The sequence below is a fragment of the Streptomyces sp. JK94 genome (assembly GCF_053613315.1).
The window spans coordinates 80,748-96,356 of the sequence record NZ_JBSICH010000034.1 but is presented as its reverse complement, the minus strand read 5'-3'; the positions used below and the strand labels follow the sequence as shown (position 1 = coordinate 96,356).

General features: G+C 73.6%; 14 protein-coding genes. 8 read left to right on the top strand and 6 right to left on the bottom strand.

The window, feature by feature from the left end:
- Nucleotides 1–53: 53 nt before the first annotated feature.
- Nucleotides 54–1,532 (top strand): ribosome biogenesis GTPase Der, encoded by a 1,479-nt coding sequence (der, locus tag ACVV2G_RS26525; protein ID WP_453845282.1) that lies wholly within the window; start codon nucleotides 54–56, stop codon nucleotides 1,530–1,532.
- Nucleotides 1,533–1,598: 66 nt separating this feature from the next.
- Here der and ACVV2G_RS26520 read toward each other — a convergent pair whose 3' ends face one another.
- On the bottom strand, nucleotides 1,599–1,889 hold the full coding sequence (locus ACVV2G_RS26520) for a hypothetical protein (RefSeq protein WP_453845281.1): 291 nt from the start codon (nucleotides 1,887–1,889) through the stop codon (nucleotides 1,599–1,601).
- A gap of 74 nt (nucleotides 1,890–1,963) precedes the next feature.
- Nucleotides 1,964–2,776, bottom strand: coding sequence for a hypothetical protein (locus ACVV2G_RS26515; protein WP_453845280.1), 813 nt, complete (start codon nucleotides 2,774–2,776; stop codon nucleotides 1,964–1,966).
- 389 nt (nucleotides 2,777–3,165) lie between these two features.
- Between ACVV2G_RS26515 and ACVV2G_RS26510 the strand changes: the two genes are divergently transcribed.
- Both ACVV2G_RS26510 and ACVV2G_RS26505 read left to right on the top strand, forming a co-directional pair.
- The gene (locus ACVV2G_RS26510; protein ID WP_453845279.1) at nucleotides 3,166–3,975 is read left to right on the top strand and encodes a hypothetical protein; all 810 of its coding nucleotides are present in this window, start codon (nucleotides 3,166–3,168) and stop codon (nucleotides 3,973–3,975) included.
- A gap of 483 nt (nucleotides 3,976–4,458) precedes the next feature.
- The gene (locus ACVV2G_RS26505) at nucleotides 4,459–4,674 is read left to right on the top strand and encodes an I78 family peptidase inhibitor (protein ID WP_453845278.1); all 216 of its coding nucleotides are present in this window, start codon (nucleotides 4,459–4,461) and stop codon (nucleotides 4,672–4,674) included.
- 41 nt (nucleotides 4,675–4,715) lie between these two features.
- On the opposite strand, the gene ACVV2G_RS26500 is transcribed toward ACVV2G_RS26505, so the two are convergent.
- Nucleotides 4,716–5,732 carry a phosphatase PAP2 family protein gene (locus ACVV2G_RS26500; RefSeq protein ID WP_453845277.1) on the bottom strand — a complete coding sequence of 339 codons (1,017 nt, stop codon included), beginning with the start codon at nucleotides 5,730–5,732 and terminating at the stop codon, nucleotides 4,716–4,718.
- 238 nt (nucleotides 5,733–5,970) lie between these two features.
- Complete coding sequence (locus tag ACVV2G_RS26495) at nucleotides 5,971–7,158, bottom strand: glycosyltransferase family 39 protein (RefSeq protein WP_453845276.1); 1,188 nt, start codon at nucleotides 7,156–7,158, stop codon at nucleotides 5,971–5,973.
- Nucleotides 7,159–7,403: 245 nt separating this feature from the next.
- Here ACVV2G_RS26495 and ACVV2G_RS26490 point away from each other — a divergent pair, with 245 nt between their 5' ends.
- Nucleotides 7,404–9,044 (top strand): MFS transporter, encoded by a 1,641-nt coding sequence (locus ACVV2G_RS26490; RefSeq protein ID WP_453845275.1) that lies wholly within the window; start codon nucleotides 7,404–7,406, stop codon nucleotides 9,042–9,044.
- Between the two features lie 171 nt (nucleotides 9,045–9,215).
- Entirely contained in the window at nucleotides 9,216–10,406 is a 1,191-nt protein-coding gene (locus tag ACVV2G_RS26485) for an acyl-CoA dehydrogenase family protein (RefSeq protein WP_453845274.1), read from the top strand.
- A 74-nt stretch (nucleotides 10,407–10,480) separates the two neighbouring features.
- On the opposite strand, the gene ACVV2G_RS26480 is transcribed toward ACVV2G_RS26485, so the two are convergent.
- Nucleotides 10,481–10,918: a cell division protein SepF gene (locus ACVV2G_RS26480; protein ID WP_053128490.1), complete on the bottom strand. Its 438-nt coding sequence runs from the start codon at nucleotides 10,916–10,918 to the stop codon at nucleotides 10,481–10,483.
- 289 nt (nucleotides 10,919–11,207) lie between these two features.
- Between ACVV2G_RS26480 and ACVV2G_RS26475 the strand changes: the two genes are divergently transcribed.
- The 3 genes from ACVV2G_RS26475 to ACVV2G_RS26465 all read left to right on the top strand — a co-directional run bounded on the left by ACVV2G_RS26475 (nucleotide 11,208) and on the right by ACVV2G_RS26465 (nucleotide 14,303).
- Nucleotides 11,208–12,377, top strand: coding sequence for a DUF5685 family protein (locus tag ACVV2G_RS26475; RefSeq protein WP_453845273.1), 1,170 nt, complete (start codon nucleotides 11,208–11,210; stop codon nucleotides 12,375–12,377).
- Between the two features lie 27 nt (nucleotides 12,378–12,404).
- A complete protein-coding gene (locus ACVV2G_RS26470) occupies nucleotides 12,405–13,190 on the top strand; it encodes a DUF1684 domain-containing protein (RefSeq protein ID WP_453845272.1) in 786 nt (261 codons plus the stop codon).
- 207 nt (nucleotides 13,191–13,397) lie between these two features.
- Entirely contained in the window at nucleotides 13,398–14,303 is a 906-nt protein-coding gene (locus ACVV2G_RS26465; protein WP_453845271.1) for a S1 family peptidase, read from the top strand.
- Nucleotides 14,304–14,505: 202 nt separating this feature from the next.
- Here ACVV2G_RS26465 and ACVV2G_RS26460 read toward each other — a convergent pair whose 3' ends face one another.
- On the bottom strand, nucleotides 14,506–15,564 hold the full coding sequence (locus ACVV2G_RS26460; protein ID WP_453845270.1) for a DUF3533 domain-containing protein: 1,059 nt from the start codon (nucleotides 15,562–15,564) through the stop codon (nucleotides 14,506–14,508).
- Between the last annotated feature and the right edge of the window lie 45 nt (nucleotides 15,565–15,609).

The window sequence follows — 15,609 nt, the reverse complement described above, 5'->3', positions numbered from 1 at the left end:
ACCCAGTGAAGGGGTGCACCACCGATCACCACGATGAACGAGGTACGGACTTCATGAACGACCACATCCACTCCGAGGACTCGGGCGAGGAGCACGACCACGGGGCGCTCGGCGACGCCGAGTACGCGCAGTTCATGGAGCTCGCAGCGGAAGAGGGCTTCGACGCCGAGGACGTGGAGGGCGCGATCGAGGCGGCCGGGCACGGCCCCCTGCCCGTCCTCGCCGTCGTCGGCCGCCCCAATGTCGGCAAGTCGACCCTGGTGAACCGGATCATCGGCCGCCGCGAGGCCGTCGTCGAGGACAAGCCCGGCGTCACCCGCGACCGCGTCACCTACGAGGCGGAGTGGGCCGGCCGCCGCTTCAAGGTCGTCGACACCGGCGGCTGGGAGCAGGACGTCCTCGGCATCGACGCCTCCGTGGCCGCGCAGGCCGAGTACGCGATCGAGGCCGCCGACGCGGTCGTCTTCGTCGTGGACGCCAAGGTCGGCGCCACCGACACCGACGAGGCGGTCGTACGGCTGCTGCGCAAGGCCGGCAAGCCCGTCGTGCTGTGCGCCAACAAGGTGGACGGCCAGAGCGGCGAGGCCGACGCCTCCTACCTGTGGTCGCTGGGACTCGGCGAGCCGCACCCGGTCTCCGCGCTGCACGGCCGCGGCACCGGCGACATGCTGGACCGGGTGCTGGAGGCCCTGCCCGAGGCTCCGGCCCAGACCTTCGGCACCGCCGTCGGCGGCCCGCGCCGCATCGCGCTGATCGGCCGCCCCAACGTCGGCAAGTCCTCCCTGCTGAACAAGGTGGCCGGCGAGGAGCGCGTCGTCGTCAACGAACTGGCCGGCACCACCCGCGACCCCGTCGACGAGCTGATCGAGCTGGGCGGCGTGACCTGGAAGTTCGTCGACACGGCGGGCATCCGCAAGCGCGTCCACCTCCAGCAGGGCGCCGACTACTACGCCTCACTGCGCACCGCCGCCGCCGTCGAGAAGGCGGAGGTCGCCGTCATCCTCGTCGACGCCTCAGAGTCGATCTCGGTCCAGGACCAGCGGATCGTCACCATGGCCGTCGAGGCGGGCCGCGCGATCGTCGTCGCCTACAACAAGTGGGACACCCTCGACGAGGAGCGCCGCTACTACCTGGAGCGGGAGATCGAGACCGAGCTGGGCCAGGTGGCGTGGGCGCCGCGGGTCAACGTCTCGGCGCAGACCGGCCGGCACATGGAGAAGCTGGTCCCCGCGATCGAGACGGCCCTGGCCGGCTGGGAGACCCGCGTCCCGACGGGCCGGCTGAACGCCTTCCTCGGCGAGCTGGTCGCCGCCCACCCGCATCCGGTGCGGGGCGGCAAGCAGCCGCGCATCCTGTTCGGCACCCAGGCGGGCACCAGGCCCCCGCGGTTCGTGCTCTTCGCCTCCGGCTTCATCGAGGCGGGCTACCGGCGCTTCATCGAGCGCCGGCTGCGTGAGGAGTTCGGCTTCGAGGGGACGCCGATCCACCTCTCGGTGCGGGTGCGCGAGAAGCGCGGCGCGAAGAAGAAGTAGCACCGCGAGCGACGAGAGAGGGCGACCCCGGCCGGGGTCGCCCTCTCTCGTCGCTCGCGGTGGCCGTCAGGTGGCCGAGCGCGGGGCCGGGGGCAGCGCGGCCGGCACGTGGTGCGTACCGACGCGCTGCCACACCGACTGCTGGCCGGCCCGGGCGCTGTGGGCCCCCGCGCTGTAGGCGCTGTACCCGCCCCTGCTGCGCGGGATGCTCACGAACGACGTGAACCCCAGCTCCTCCTCGCCGCTGCGATCGCCCGGCAGCGATCGGAAGGACCGGACGTACTCGGCGTAGAGCGCGTCGTAGATCGGTGTGGCCGAAGGGCCACCCTGGCGGTGGAAGGCGTCGTATGCGTACACGTATGTCCAAACGACACGGCGCGGGAAGGGATGCGGCCCGGGCAGCGCCGGTCCGGCACCCGCGGGGGCGGCGCTCAGGTCCCGGCCAGCGGCAGTGCCGCCGCGACCAGCTGCCCGTTCGCCGCGGCCTTGTCCAGGGCGTCCCGCAGCAGGTCCTCGCGCGGCTGCCGTCCGATCGACCCCACGGGCGCCGCGAACATCAGCACCTGCTGGTGCTTGTTGGCCGCGGTGCGCCAGCCCTCGGTGACCTGGAGCGGCTGGTGCGCCTGCCACCAGGCCACCGGCCGGCCGCCGTCGGTCCCCGGCTGGAGCACCGCGTGCAGCTGGCCCATCGCGAGCAGCACCGACCAGCCGTGCAGCACGGACGGTGCGGTGGCCAGCTCGGTGACCGGCATGAAGCCCTGCTCGATGAGGAGCGGCAGGAAGTCGTCGCCGAGGCCGGCCGTACCGGGCCGCGCGATGGGGGCGGTCGGCTCCACCACCAGGGCCGGGTGCAGTTCCCCGGCGATCAGGATCAGTCCGCTGGTGACACCGAGCTCGGCCTGCTCGGGCGCCGCCTTCTCGGGGACGGCCCGCGCGGGCTCGGGGCGGGCGTGGTCGGGGCGGGCGTGGTCGGCGTTGATGGAACGCACCGCCCCCTGGAGCTGCTCCTCGGTGACCTTGACGACCTGTGAGGGCAGGCAGCCGGCGTGGGCGAAGGCGAGGACGGCGGTCTCCTCGCCGACGAAGAGAACGGTGCTGGTGCGCTCCTGCTCGCAGTCGCCCGGGGTGCGGCAGGACGTGCAGTCGTAGCTGCCCGGGGCGGACTCCCCGGCGAGCAGGCGGTCGGCTTCTTCGTCGCCGATCTCGGCGCGTACGTCGTCGCTGACGTCGAGCATGCGCGGCACGGGTGGCTCCTCGGGATGCGGTGCGAGTCCGGACCGGGTGGCTCCCGGGCCGTGGTCCGGGCGGTCCCCGGCTCATGCAGAAGACAACGGGTGATCCGTGGCGGGGGTCACGCCTCACGGCCGACGGAATCGGACCGCGGGAGACGGCGGCCCCCGGTCGGCGCGGATCACCCGCCGACGTCCAAGTGGCTTGACACGCACGTGGGTTGAGGATGCGGGGCGGGCGGCCGCCGGTCTGGCCGGGAGTCGACATATCATGAAATCAGTGAATGAACCGGGTGACCGGACGTGCCACGGCCGTGACCACATCGCAATCGGGCACGGACAACCAGAAGACCGGGTTCAGGGTCTCACCGGACGATGGGAAGTCCAGGGAGGAACCGCACCGCATGACGCCGCCGGCCGCATCGGCCGCCCCGCTGCGCGCCGACTGCGTCGGCGACTCCGCGGGCGGTCTCACCTTCGAGGTCGCCGCGCACGGGGACGCCCGGGCGGCCCTCGTGCTGCGCCGTGTCGGCGCCGCCGACGAAGAGGTCGGCCTGCCGCTCGCCCCGGCCGCCGAGGGCCGGCTGCGGGCCGCGCTGCCCAGCAGCGTGTCCCTGCCCGAGGGCCGCTGGGACGCCTACGCGCGTGTGTCCGACGACGAGCCGCGGCGCCTGGTGCCCGGCGTCACCGACCTGCGCCCGCTCGCCGACCGCGCTCCCAGCGGACTGCTCGGGCACGTCGCCGTCCGCATCCCGTACGCCGACCGGCAGGGCAACCTCACCGTCCGCAGCTGGCTGCGGGCCCCGCACGCGGAGACGGGCGAGCTGAGCCTCGCGGAGGACGGGCTGACCGTGCGCGGGCGGGTGTACGGCACGCAGTTCGCCGCCGGCGCCCACGCCGAGCTGCGGTCCCGGCCGGGCGGCGGCGCGGGAGACGTGCGCCGGCTGGACGTCGCGGCCGACCGGGCGGACTTCGGCCTCACCGTGCCCTACGTCGCCCTCGCGCCGGGCGAGTGGGACCTGTGGCTGCGGCCCGCCGGCGGGTCCGGCCCGGTGGTGCGCCTCGCCCGGCTGCTGGACGACGTCGCCGACAAGCACCCGGTCCTCACCTATCCGCGCACCCGCCTGGAGACGCCGCACGGGCCCGTGGCGGCGGGGCCGTACTACACCCGGGACAACGACCTGTCGGTGTCGGTCGCCGCGGTGGAGCCCTGACGGTCGCGGACAGCACCCGTCCGTGACCTCCGGCGGACTCGGCGCCTTGCTCCTCGGGACCCCGGCACGTCCGGTGCGCCCGCTTTTCCTCCTCCGGGCCCACCGCGAGGGGTGCGGCCCCGGCCGGGCCGAGCCGGCCCACAGGAGTGGAGGACCTGTGAGCGCCGGATGAGTTTTCCGTGTCGATTTACGTTCCCGGCAAGCCCGTTCGAAGTCCGACCGGGACCGTTCGAGCGTGGAATGCGCGGCGGTTGCGGGGTGCTCCGGAGGTCTTTTCCGTCCGCTTATTCGAAGCGGTGGCGCGACATGCGGAAATTCACCCCGCACGCCCGCGGAAGAGGCGCGGAACCACCCCTCCGTGTGGCGCGTCGGACCGGAACGCAGCCCGTGACCCTGTGACAGAAGTGTGACCGCGGGGGCGTCCGTGGTCTCCGTTACCGGCCTGGGCTTCCCCCTCCGTGGGGCAGGGCTTAGCGTGGCGGCATGGCACCCATTCCGACACCACCGGCCGAACCCCAGGACAGTCCGGACACGTATGTGGGCCTCGACTCCGACGCCGCCGAACGGCTCGCTCGGCAGCGGGGCTGGCCGACGGTGCGGTCCCTGGCACCGGGGACGGTCATCACCATGGAGTACCGCGTGGGCCGCCTCAACTTCGAGGTGAAGGGCGGCCGGGTGACCCGGGCCTGGAAGGGCTGAGACGCGGGACAGGCGCCCGTGCGCACCGGCGCGCGCAGGGGTCAGCCGCCCGACACGGGGCGTGCGGCGGGGGCCGCGTTGCGCGGGTGGCGGTCGGCGTGCGGTGGCCGGCGGCTGCCGGCCGGGGTCACCGGCGTGCGGTCCGAGCGGGTCGTGTGCGGCCCCGGAGCCAGGTACGCCGGGGCCCGGGTGCGGGGCGCGGCGACCGGCTCGCGGGCCGGGCTCTCCTCCTGGACGGAGGCGGGCGGGGCGGCGGCCACGGGCGGGCCGGCCGGCCGCTTCGTGTCTCCCGGACGGCCCGGGCGGGCGTACCGGCGGTCGCGCAGGCCGAGGATCCGGGCCTCGGCGCGGGTGATCAGCGGCTCGAACCACGGCAGCGCCAGCAGGATCAGCAGTCCCGCGGCCCAGCCGAGGAGCACGTCGCTGAGCCAGTGCGTACCGAGGTAGACGGTGGACATGCCCACCCCGAGCGACACCACCGCCGACAGGGCCGACAGCCAGCGCCGCGCCCTCGGCGTCGAGGCCAGGTAGGCGAGGATGCCCCAGGTGACGACGGCGTTCGCGGTGTGACCGCTCGGAAATATATCGCCGCCGCGCCACATCTCGTTCGAACCGATCGTGGTCGCGTAGTGCGGCCCCAGCCGGCCCATGCCGTACTTGGCGGCACCGACCGTGACGTTCAGCAGGAGCAGCGAGACGCCGAGCGCGAGCAGGGGCCGCAGCGTGTGCTGCCGCCAGGAGCGCCAGCCCAGCCAGGCCGCGACCATCACGGCGGTGGGGCCGCGCTGGCCCAGCACCACGTAGTAGTCGACGAACGCGTGGATGCCGGGCCACTGCTGGTAGGGCCGGAAGAACATGACCTGCCAGTCGAGCCGGACCAGCCACGAGGTGATCAGTACGGCCCACACGATCGCGAGGTAGAAGGCGAGGGTTCCGGCGAACAGCGCGAACCTGTGCCGGCTCATCTCCGGCACGTCCAGGAGCGCCGGCCGTTCCGGCTCCCGGTCCAGTCTCGCGAACACCCGGTCCAGACGGGTGAGCTTCCGTTCGGTACGCACCCAATCGACGTTACAGCGAGTGAGGAGTGATCCCGGCCGAATCAACGGCTTTGTGATGACGATGTGATGTGGGATTGCTCTCAGGGGGAGGTCTATTTCCGGGGAATCCGCAATGCGGGCGGGTTGCGGACTTCAATTCTTTTGATCGGTCCGGTCGGCTGTTTTATCGTGCTTATGAATTCGTTCACCGAATGCTGGTGCGGAATTCTCCCGGCGGTCATCGGGCGCCCGGGCCCGGTCAGGGCGGGCCGGAGCCGTTCAGCCAGAACGCCCCGTACGCCGCCGACGCCACCGCCACGGCGCCCACGACCGGCGCCGACCTGGAGGTCCGCAGCCGGGCCAGGGCCACGGCGAGGGGCAGCAGCAGGGGGAAGGCGGGCAGCAGCAGCCGGGGCTTCGAGCCGAAGTAGCTCGAAGCGCACAGGGCGAGGACGGTGACGGCGCCCGCGTACACCAGCAGCGCGAGCGGTTGGCGCCGCCGCACGCACTCGGCGTAGAGCCGGACGAGCAGCGCGACCCCGACGACGAGTCCGACGCCCGCCGGGACCGAGGAGAACGACGTGAACTTCTCGGCGACGAAGCGGGCGAAGGCCGCGCCCCCGTCGAAGCCGTTGCGCCAGCCGGCCTGGACGTCGAGATAGCCGAACGGGCCCTTGCCGGTGCGGTGGCCGACCCACAGCACGTAACCGGCGGCGCCCAGGGGTGCGAGGAGCACGCCCAGCACGCGCCGCGCGCCGTCGGAGGGGGCGCGCCCCGGGCCGCGGGCACCGTCCGGGACGGTGCCGCTCCGGCTGCGCACGCAGGCCGCGAGCGCAGCCGCCCACACCGCCGCCGTCACCGCGAGCCCCACCGGGCGGGTCAGTCCGGCCAGCGCGGCCAGCGCCCCCGCCGTCACCCAGCGGCCGGTCAGCACCGCGTACAGCGACCAGGCGGCCAGCGCCGTGAACAGGGACTCGCTGTACGCCATCGACTGCACGACCCCGACCGGCAGCACGGCCCACAGCAACACCGCGCACACCCCCGCCCGGCGGCCGTGGGCGTGCTCCGCCACCGCGAAGATCCCCCAGGCCGCGGTGAGCGAGGCGAGCAGCGAGACGACGAACCCCGCGTCGGCGTGCGACAGGGGCGTCACCGTCGCGCCGAGCCGCTCCAGCCAGGGCAGCATCGGGAAGAAGGCCAGGTCGGAGTGCACGTCGCCGTTCGGCAGGCGCACCTCGTAGCCGTACCCCAGCTCGGCGACCCGGGTGTACCAGAGGGAGTCCCAGCGGGCGGTCAGCAGCGTGTACGCGCTCTTGTCGCGCGCGGCGCTCCACAGGGCCAGGGCGAGCAGGCCCAGGGCGCGCACGGCCGCGTAGCCGAGGAGCGCCGGGGCGGCCCGGCGCAGGGCACCGGCGCGGCCCGGCGCGTGCGTCTCAAGATCGGTCACGGGCCCGATTATCGGCCGGGCGCGAGGACGCCCCGCCCGCCGGAGCAGCGCGGTGGCGGACGCCACACGGGCGACACGGGATGTGTGAGGCCCGCCACATGCGTGGAGGAGGGTCTCGCGTACTCTGGCGAGTCACTCGCGTTCCGCCGCACGGCCCGGAGCCCCCGCTCCGCTCCGGCCGACCCGCAGGGGAGTCCCCACCCCGCGCAGCCCGCCGACGCGAGGGACATCTTGGAGGTACGTACATGTCCGGGACGATCACGGCTGTCACCGCGCTGCGCCGTCGGACGGCCGGGGCCGGTGCCAACCGCTGGGTGGTCCTGGTCGTCCTCTGCGTCAGCCTGCTGCTGGTCGCCGTCGACGCGACCGTGCTGCACGTGGCGGTCCCCGCCGTCACCGAGGACCTGCGCCCCGGCGCGATCGAACTGCTCTGGATCGTCGACGCCTACCCCCTCGTCTGCGCCTCGCTGCTGATCCTGTTCGGCACGCTGGGCGACCGGGTGGGCCGCAGACGCGTCCTTCTCCTCGGGTACGCGCTCTTCGGGGTGGCCTCCGCGCTCGCGGCCGTCGCGGACAGCGCCCAGGTCCTGATCCTGGCCCGGGCGCTGCTCGGCGTCGGCGGCGCCATGATCATGCCGGCCACGCTGTCGATCCTGCGGCAGGTCTTCCCCGACCGGCGGGAGCGGGCGCTGGCCATCGGCGTCTGGAGCGCCGTGGCCGCGGTCGGCGCGGCGGTCGGCCCGCTGGTCGGCGGTTTCCTGCTGGAGCACTTCTGGTGGGGCTCGGTCTTCCTCGTCAACATCCCGCTGATGCTGGTCGGTCTGCCGGTGGGGCGGCTGCTGCTGCCCGAGTCGAAGGGCGACGGCCGCGGGCCCTGGGACGTGGTCGGCGCGCTGATGGCGGCGGGCGGCCTGTTCGGCGTGGTCCTCGGCGTGAAGCGGCTGGGCGGCGGCGAGCCGGTGGCGAGCGTGCTCACCGTGCTGCCGCTGGTGGCGGGCGCGGCCCTGCTGACCGCCTTCGTACGGCGGCAGCGGCGGCGCACGCATCCGCTGGTGGACCTCGCGATGTTCCGCCGGCCGGCGTTCAGCACGTCGGTGGGGTGCATCGTGCTGGCGATGCTGGCGCTGGTGGGTCTGGAGCTGATCGCGGCGCAGTACCTGCAGCTCGTGCTCGGGCTGTCCCCGCTGCAGACCGGGCTGCGGCTGCTGCCGCTGACCTTCGCGGCGATGGCCGCGGGGCTGGCGGGCGCGCGGCTGCTGCGCCGGTTCGGGCCGCGGCGGATGGTGTGCACCGGATTCTGCCTGACGGCCTTCGCGGTGGTGCTGCTGACGGCGATGGGCCGGACCGACGACTGCGCGCTGATGGTGTCCGGCTTCGTGCTGCTCGGCTTCGGTCTGGAGACGACGCTCTTCGGGGCGTACGAGTCGATGCTGAGCGAGGCGCCGCAGGCGCAGGCCGGCGGGGCGGCGGCGATCGGGGAGACGTCGTACCAGCTGGGGGCCGGCATCGGGATCGCGCTGCTCGGCAGCGTGATGAACATGGCGTACGCGCCCGGGCCGGCGGGGGGCGTGCCCGGGGTGCCGGCGTGGGCGTCGGTCGCGGCGGGGCATTCGCTGGGGGAGGCGTACGAGGTTGCCGCGCGGCTCGGGGGGCCTGCGGGGGCCGCCCTGCGGCGGGCGGCCGCCGACGCGTTCGTGCACGGGCTGCATGTGACGTTGGTGGTGAGTGCGGGGTTGCTGCTGCTGGGGGCGGCGATGGCGTCGCGGCTGCCGCGGGTGATGCAGTGCGAGGCGGGCGTGGAGGCGGGAGCGGAGGAGGTCGCGGAGGCGGGGGCGGTCGCGGTGCCCGCACCCCGGGACGCGGTGGAGACACGCGTCCCGGTGTGAGCGCCCGTCGCCGGCGGGGTGCCCGCGGGCCGCTCCGCCCGCCGGCCGAGGGGTGCGGCGGCTCACGGCGGGTGGGGGCGGAGCAGGGTGGACGTGCGGGAGACTGCCGCGTAACGTCGGCTTCGAGCCGTAACTAGCGCTGCTAGTTTTATCGTTCCCGGAGGGTGTCCCATGGCCGCGTCCCCCCAGTTGCCCGCGTTCGACCCCGCCGATCCGCTCGGTCTCGACGACCTCCTGGAGCCGGAGGACCTGGCGGTCCGGGACACCGTGCGCGACTGGGCCGCCGACCGGGTGCTGCCGTACGTCGCGGACTGGTACGAGAAGGGCGAGCTGCCCGGTGTCCGGGAGCTGGCCCGTGAACTCGGCGGCATCGGCGCGCTGGGCATGTCGCTGAAGGGGTACGGCTGCGCCGGCGCGAGCGCCGTGCAGTACGGGCTGGCCTGCCTGGAGCTGGAGGCGGCCGACTCCGGCATCCGCTCCCTGGTCTCCGTGCAGGGCTCCCTCGCCATGTACGCCATCCACCGCTTCGGCAGCGAGGAGCAGAAGGAGGCGTGGCTGCCGCGCATGGCCGCCGGCGAGGTCATCGGCTGCTTCGGGCTGACCGAGCCCGACCACGGTTCCGACCCCGCCCACATGCGCACCCGCGCCACGCGCGACGGCGGCGACTGGGTGCTCAACGGGCGCAAGATGTGGATCACCAACGGCTCCGTGGCGGGCGTCGCCGTGGTGTGGGCCCAGACCGAGGACGGCATCCGCGGGTTCGTCGTCCCGACCGACAGCGCCGGTTTCTCCGCGCCCGAGATCAGGCACAAGTGGTCGCTGCGGGCCAGCGTCACCAGTGAGCTGGTCCTCGACGACGTACGGCTGCCCGCCGACGCCGTACTGCCCGGGGTCACCGGTCTGCGCGGGCCGCTCGGCTGCCTCACGCACGCCCGTTACGGCATCGTCTGGGGTTCGATGGGGGCGGCCCGCAGTTCCTTCGAGGCGGCCGTGGAGTACGCGAAGTCGCGGGAACAGTTCGGGCGGCCCATCGGCGGCTTCCAGCTGACCCAGGCCAAACTCGCCGACATGGCGGTCGAACTGCACAAGGGGATTCTGCTCGCCCACCACCTCGGGCGGCGCATGGACGCCGGCCGCCTGCGTCCCGAGCAGGTCAGCTTCGGCAAGCTCAACAACGTACGCGAGGCCATCGACATCTGCCGTACGGCCCGCACGATCCTCGGCGCCAACGGGATCTCCCTCGAGTACCCCGTGATGCGGCACGCGACGAACCTGGAATCGGTGCTCACCTACGAGGGCACCGTCGAGATGCACCAACTGGTGCTGGGCAAGGCGCTCACCGGACTCGACGCCTTCCGGTAGGTCCCGGGCGGTGGTCCGGCGGGGCGGACCCGGTGGTCCGGCGGGGGAGCGGGGCCGTGCGGTGCGGCCCCGCCTCAGCTCTGGTTGAAGAAACCGTCGGAACGGTGCGCGGCGGGCTCGCCGCTGATGACCTGGGTGTCGGCCGGGCTCAGCAGGAACACCCGGGTGGAGACCCGCTCGATCGAACCGCGCAGGCCGAAGATCAGCCCGGCCGCGAAGTCGACCACCCGCTTCGCGTCGGTGGCCTCCATGGCCGTCAGGTTCATGATGACCGGGACCCCGTCCCGGAACAGCTCGCCGATGGACCGTGCGTCCCGGAAGCTGTCCGGGGTGACCGTCGCGATGCGGCGGCCCTTCTCCTCGGCCACGTCCGAGGCCACCTTCACCCGCGGGTCGGTGACCCAGGCGTCGCGGGGCTCGGTGCCCTCGGTGTAGTCGTCGTCGTAATAGCGCTCGTCATCGTTGTCGTCGACGAGGCCGAGCCACGCACTCGCCTTGCGTACCGATCCCATGGACGCCTCCTCTCACAGCGGTCTTTCGTGCTTCCGCAGCCCTATGGTCATCCATGATGCGGACGTCGCGCCAAGTGGATAGACGCCGCGCGGGGGGTTTGTGACGGTACTGGTGCACAGCGAATCCGTCGAGAGTCCTTGTGTCCCAAGGGTCGTTTCCCAAACGGATGCTGACTGTGAGTGAAATATGATTCTTCCCGGCGGACGGGTGAGGGCGGGTGCGTACGGGTGAACCCCCGGATCGGTACGATGCCGCGGCTCAGCGTCGCAGGAATCACGGGGGAACGTCGTGTTCGGAATCGTCAGGCCTTGCAGGCACCGGCTCGGAGAAAGCCTCACGAGCCAGTGGATGGCGCATCTGTGCGGGCTGTGTCTCGCCCTGCGCAAGGACCACGGCCAGTTCGCACGCATCGTGACGAACTATGACGGGCTGCTCATATCGGTTCTGACGGAGGCTCAGGCCGGGCGGGAGGGCGCGGGTGCCGGACGGCGCACCGCCGGGCCCTGTCCGTTGCGCGGGATGCGCACCGCGTCCGTCGCGCACGGCGAGGGCGCCCGGCTCGCCGCGGCCGTCTCCCTGGTGCTGGCCTCGGCCAAGGTGCGCGACCACGTCGCCGACGGGGACGGGGTGCTGGCCCGCCGGCCGGTGGCGCGTGCGGCCCGCCGGGTCGCGGCGGGCTGGGACGCGGCCGGCGCCCGCAGCGGCGGCGCCGTCGGATTCGACACCGCCGTACTGGTCGACGCCGTGGACCGGCAGGGCGGCATCGAGGCGCTCGCCGGGCCCGGCACGCCGCTGCTCACCGTCACCGAGCCGACCGAGACCGCGACCGCCGCCGCGTTCGCGCACACCGCCCACCTCGCTGGACGCCCGCACAACGCCGCGGCGCTGGCCGAGGCCGGGCGCCTCTTCGGCCGGCTCGCCCACCTCCTCGACGCCGTGGAGGACAAGGAGGCTGACGCCGCGTCGGGCGCCTGGAACCCGCTCACCGCCACCGGGACCCCGCTCACCGAGGCCCGGCGGCTCGCCGACGACGCCGTGCACGGGGTGCGGCTCGCGTTGCGCGAGGCGGAGTTCGGCGACGGGCGGCTGGTCCACCGGCTGCTCGTGCACGAGCTGGGCGCCTCGGTCGACCGCGCATTCGGCACCGTCTCGTGCGCCCACGGCAGCCATCCGTACGCCCCTCCGGGCACCCCCGGCGGTCCCGGGGCGCCGGGGCCTCCGCAGCCGCCGCGCCGGGACCGCCGGGGGCTGCTGGCGGGGTGCGCCGTGTGGCTGGGGCTGGCCTGCACGTGCCAGATGTGCTGCGGCACGTACCACGACCCCTGGAGCGGGGAGCGCAGGCAGTCGGCGTGCTCCCAGTGCGACTGCGGCAGCTGCTGCGAGTGCGGCGGCTGCTGCGAGTGCTGCGGCGACGACGGGTGCGGATGCGGCGGCTGCGACTGCGGCTGCAGTTGCTGAGACGTCCGTCATGGGAGGGTTGCTCCCATGACGACGGACGCATCCGACGCGTGGAAGCGGTGGCACGAGCAGCGCGTGGCGACGGTCGCGGCGCCCTACGGGCCCCTCGCGCTGACCGGCACGTACTGGCTGGAGGACCATCCGGACGGGCACCTGCCGGGCCTCCCCGGGAACTGGACGGCGGACGGTGACGCGGTGCTGCTGAGGGCCGGCCCGGCGGACGGGATCACCGTGGACGGCCGGCCCCTCGACGGGGAGGCGAGGCTCACGGCCGACCCGGGCCCGGTGAGCGGGGCCCGGGTGGCCCGCGGTGAGCGGCGCCTGGTCGTCCTGGTCCGCGAAGGCGCCTGGGGGGTGCGGGACTTCGACCCCGCCGCCGGGGCGCGGCGGGCGTTCCGCGGCATCGCGGCCACGCCCTACGACCCGCGCTGGTCGGTGCCGGGGCGTTTCACGCCGTACGGCACCGGGCGGCGCAGCGTGCGGGTGCCGAACGCGGACGGGCGGGAGCGCGGTCTCGGCCTCGGCGGGGAACTGGCCTTCGTGCTGGGCGGGCGGGAGCACACGCTCCAGGTGAGCGTCGAGGAGGACGGTTCGCTGTGGGCCGTCTTCGCCGACGCCACCAGCGGAAGCACCAGTTACCGCTTCCGGTTCCTGCGGCCGGCCGCACCGGACGCCGACGGCCGTACGACGGTCGACTTCAACCGCGCGCTGCTGCCGCCGTGCGCCTTCGCCGACCACTTCGTCTGCCCCTTCCCGCCGCCCGGGAACACCCTGGAAACCCGCGTCGAGGCGGGGGAGCGCGAACTGCGCTGAGCGCCGCCGGGGGGGCGGCAACAAGTCGTTCAAAGGTTGACGGCCGAAAGGCACCCTTGCGCCGACCGGCCGTTCGGCCGAATACTCCAACCTCAGCGCTTGTCAGGGGCACGACGCTTCCGGGATCCGGACGTCTCACCCCTGACTGCGCCTCACGGGCCCGACCCCACAAGAGGGCCCCCGACTTCCCCCGTGGAGGAACGAAAAGTGAGGATCAGGCGCACCACCCCCCGCAGCGGTGTCACGAGACGGACTCGGCTGATCGCCGTATCCGCCGGCCTCGTGGCCGCAGCCGCGATCGCGATCCCCAGCGCGAACGCGGCACCCGCCCCCGTCGCCTTCAGCGCCGCCGAGCTGAACAGCGCCAGCGGCGCGGTGCTCGACGCCGACGTCCCGGGCACCGCCTGGGCCGTCGACAGCAAGACCGGCCGGGTGCTTCTCACGGTCGACAGCACGGTCTCCCAGGCCGAGATCGCGAAGATCAAGGAGCAGGCCGGCGACAAGGCCGGCGCGCTCACGATCAAGCGGACCCCCGGCACGTTCAACAAGCTCATCCAGGGCGGCGACGCCATCTACTCGAACAGCGGGCGCTGTTCCCTCGGCTTCAACGTCCGCAGCAGCAGCGGTGCCGAGTACTTCCTGACCGCCGGTCACTGCACCGCCGGCGCGGGCACCTGGTACGGGAACTCCGCGCGTACCTCGGTCCTCGGCTCGACGGCCGCCTCCAGCTTCCCGGGCAACGACTACGGCATCGTGCGGTACACCGGGTCGGTCAGCAGGCCCGGCACCGCGAACGGCGTGGACATCACCCGTGCGGCCACCCCGAGCGTGGGCACCACCGTCCTCCGTGACGGTTCCACCACCGGCACCCACAGCGGCCGGGTCACCGCCCTGAACGCCACCGTCAACTACGGCGGCGGCGACGTCGTCAGCGGGCTCATCCAGACCACGGTCTGCGCCGAGCCCGGTGACTCCGGCGGTTCGCTCTACGGCAGCAACGGCACCGCGTACGGTCTGACCTCCGGCGGCAGCGGCAACTGCTCCTCCGGCGGTACGACCTTCTTCCAGCCGGTCACGGAGGCCCTGAGCGCCTACGGCGTCAGCGTCTACTAGACCGGTCCATCGAAGCGCAGCCGGCGGCACTACGAGCCCCCGCACACCAACCGGTGTGCGGGGGCTTCCCCTTGCCCGGCCCGGCTGCCGGGCTCCGGTGAGCCACCACCGCGTGTAGACGCACGGGGGCGGCCCGAAGGCAAGAGGTGATTTTCGGACAGGGGTGAATACGCTCGGCCGGTCGCCGCGTGCGTGCGGCGGGTCAGCCGGCCTGCGTGGGCAGTTCCGGCTCCCGTCGCGCACGGCGCAGCGCGGCCGCCAGCACCGTGACCACCGTCCCCGCGACCGCCCACGCCCACAGCACCAGCAGGGGAACGGTCGTGTCGTTGCCCTTGAAGTAGGCGATCGAGCGGGCCGCCCAGGTGCCCGCGCCCGGCGGCAGTGCCGGGCCGATCGCCTTCCAGAACGGCGGCAGCATCGGCAGCGGGAAGGCGCCGCCCGCGCTCGGATTGCCCGCGATCACCACCAGCAGGATCGCCAGCCCGATCCCGACGATCCCGAAGAGGCCCTGGAGGGCGAGGGTGGCGGCGCCCACGGCGAAGGTGATCAGCGCACCGAGCCCCCACAGGTCCACCACGCTGCCGGGCAGCGCGCCCAGGACCGGCCCGATGATCACCGCGCCGCCGAGCCCGCCGACGATCGCGACCAGGGCCATCACGATCAGCCGGATCGCCGCGCGGCGCGGGTTGGCCGGCCGGGCGCCGGTGCTGATCGCCAGGATCGAGGCGCACAGATAGCCGCCGACGCACCAGCCGACGACCAGGTAGAAGGACGACAGCCCGTCGAAGTCCTGGGCCGAGGCCGGGGCCACGTCGACGGTGCGCACCGTGCGGCCCTCGGACCGCTCCGCCCGGGTGACGAGGCTCTCCAGGGTGGTGGCGAGGGCGGTGCCGCCGCCGGAGGCGACCAGCAGCGTGTCGGTGCGGCCGGAGGGGCCGGCGACCAGGGCGCCGTCGATCTCCCGGTTCATGATCTGCTTCCGGGCGCTCGCCTCGTCGGCCACCGTGCGCGGGTCCAGCGGCGAACCGGGCAGGCGCTCCAGCCCGCTCACCGTCCGCTCGGCGGCCGCCGGGGGTGCGACCACCCCGAAGGGCACGTCCTTCGGCTTCGGATCGTGCAGCGCTCCCACGTAGGAGGCGATGAACAGCAGCTGGAGCGCGATCACGCCGAGCACGAGCAGCGTGGCCCGCGGGGTAACGGCGTCTCTCACCTCGTCGAGGAAGGAGCCGCTCCGGGTGCCGGTGCCTGGGGTGTGCGACATGCCCCCACGGTCCGGGCCGGCGGACGTTCGCGCAGGTGGGGCGGG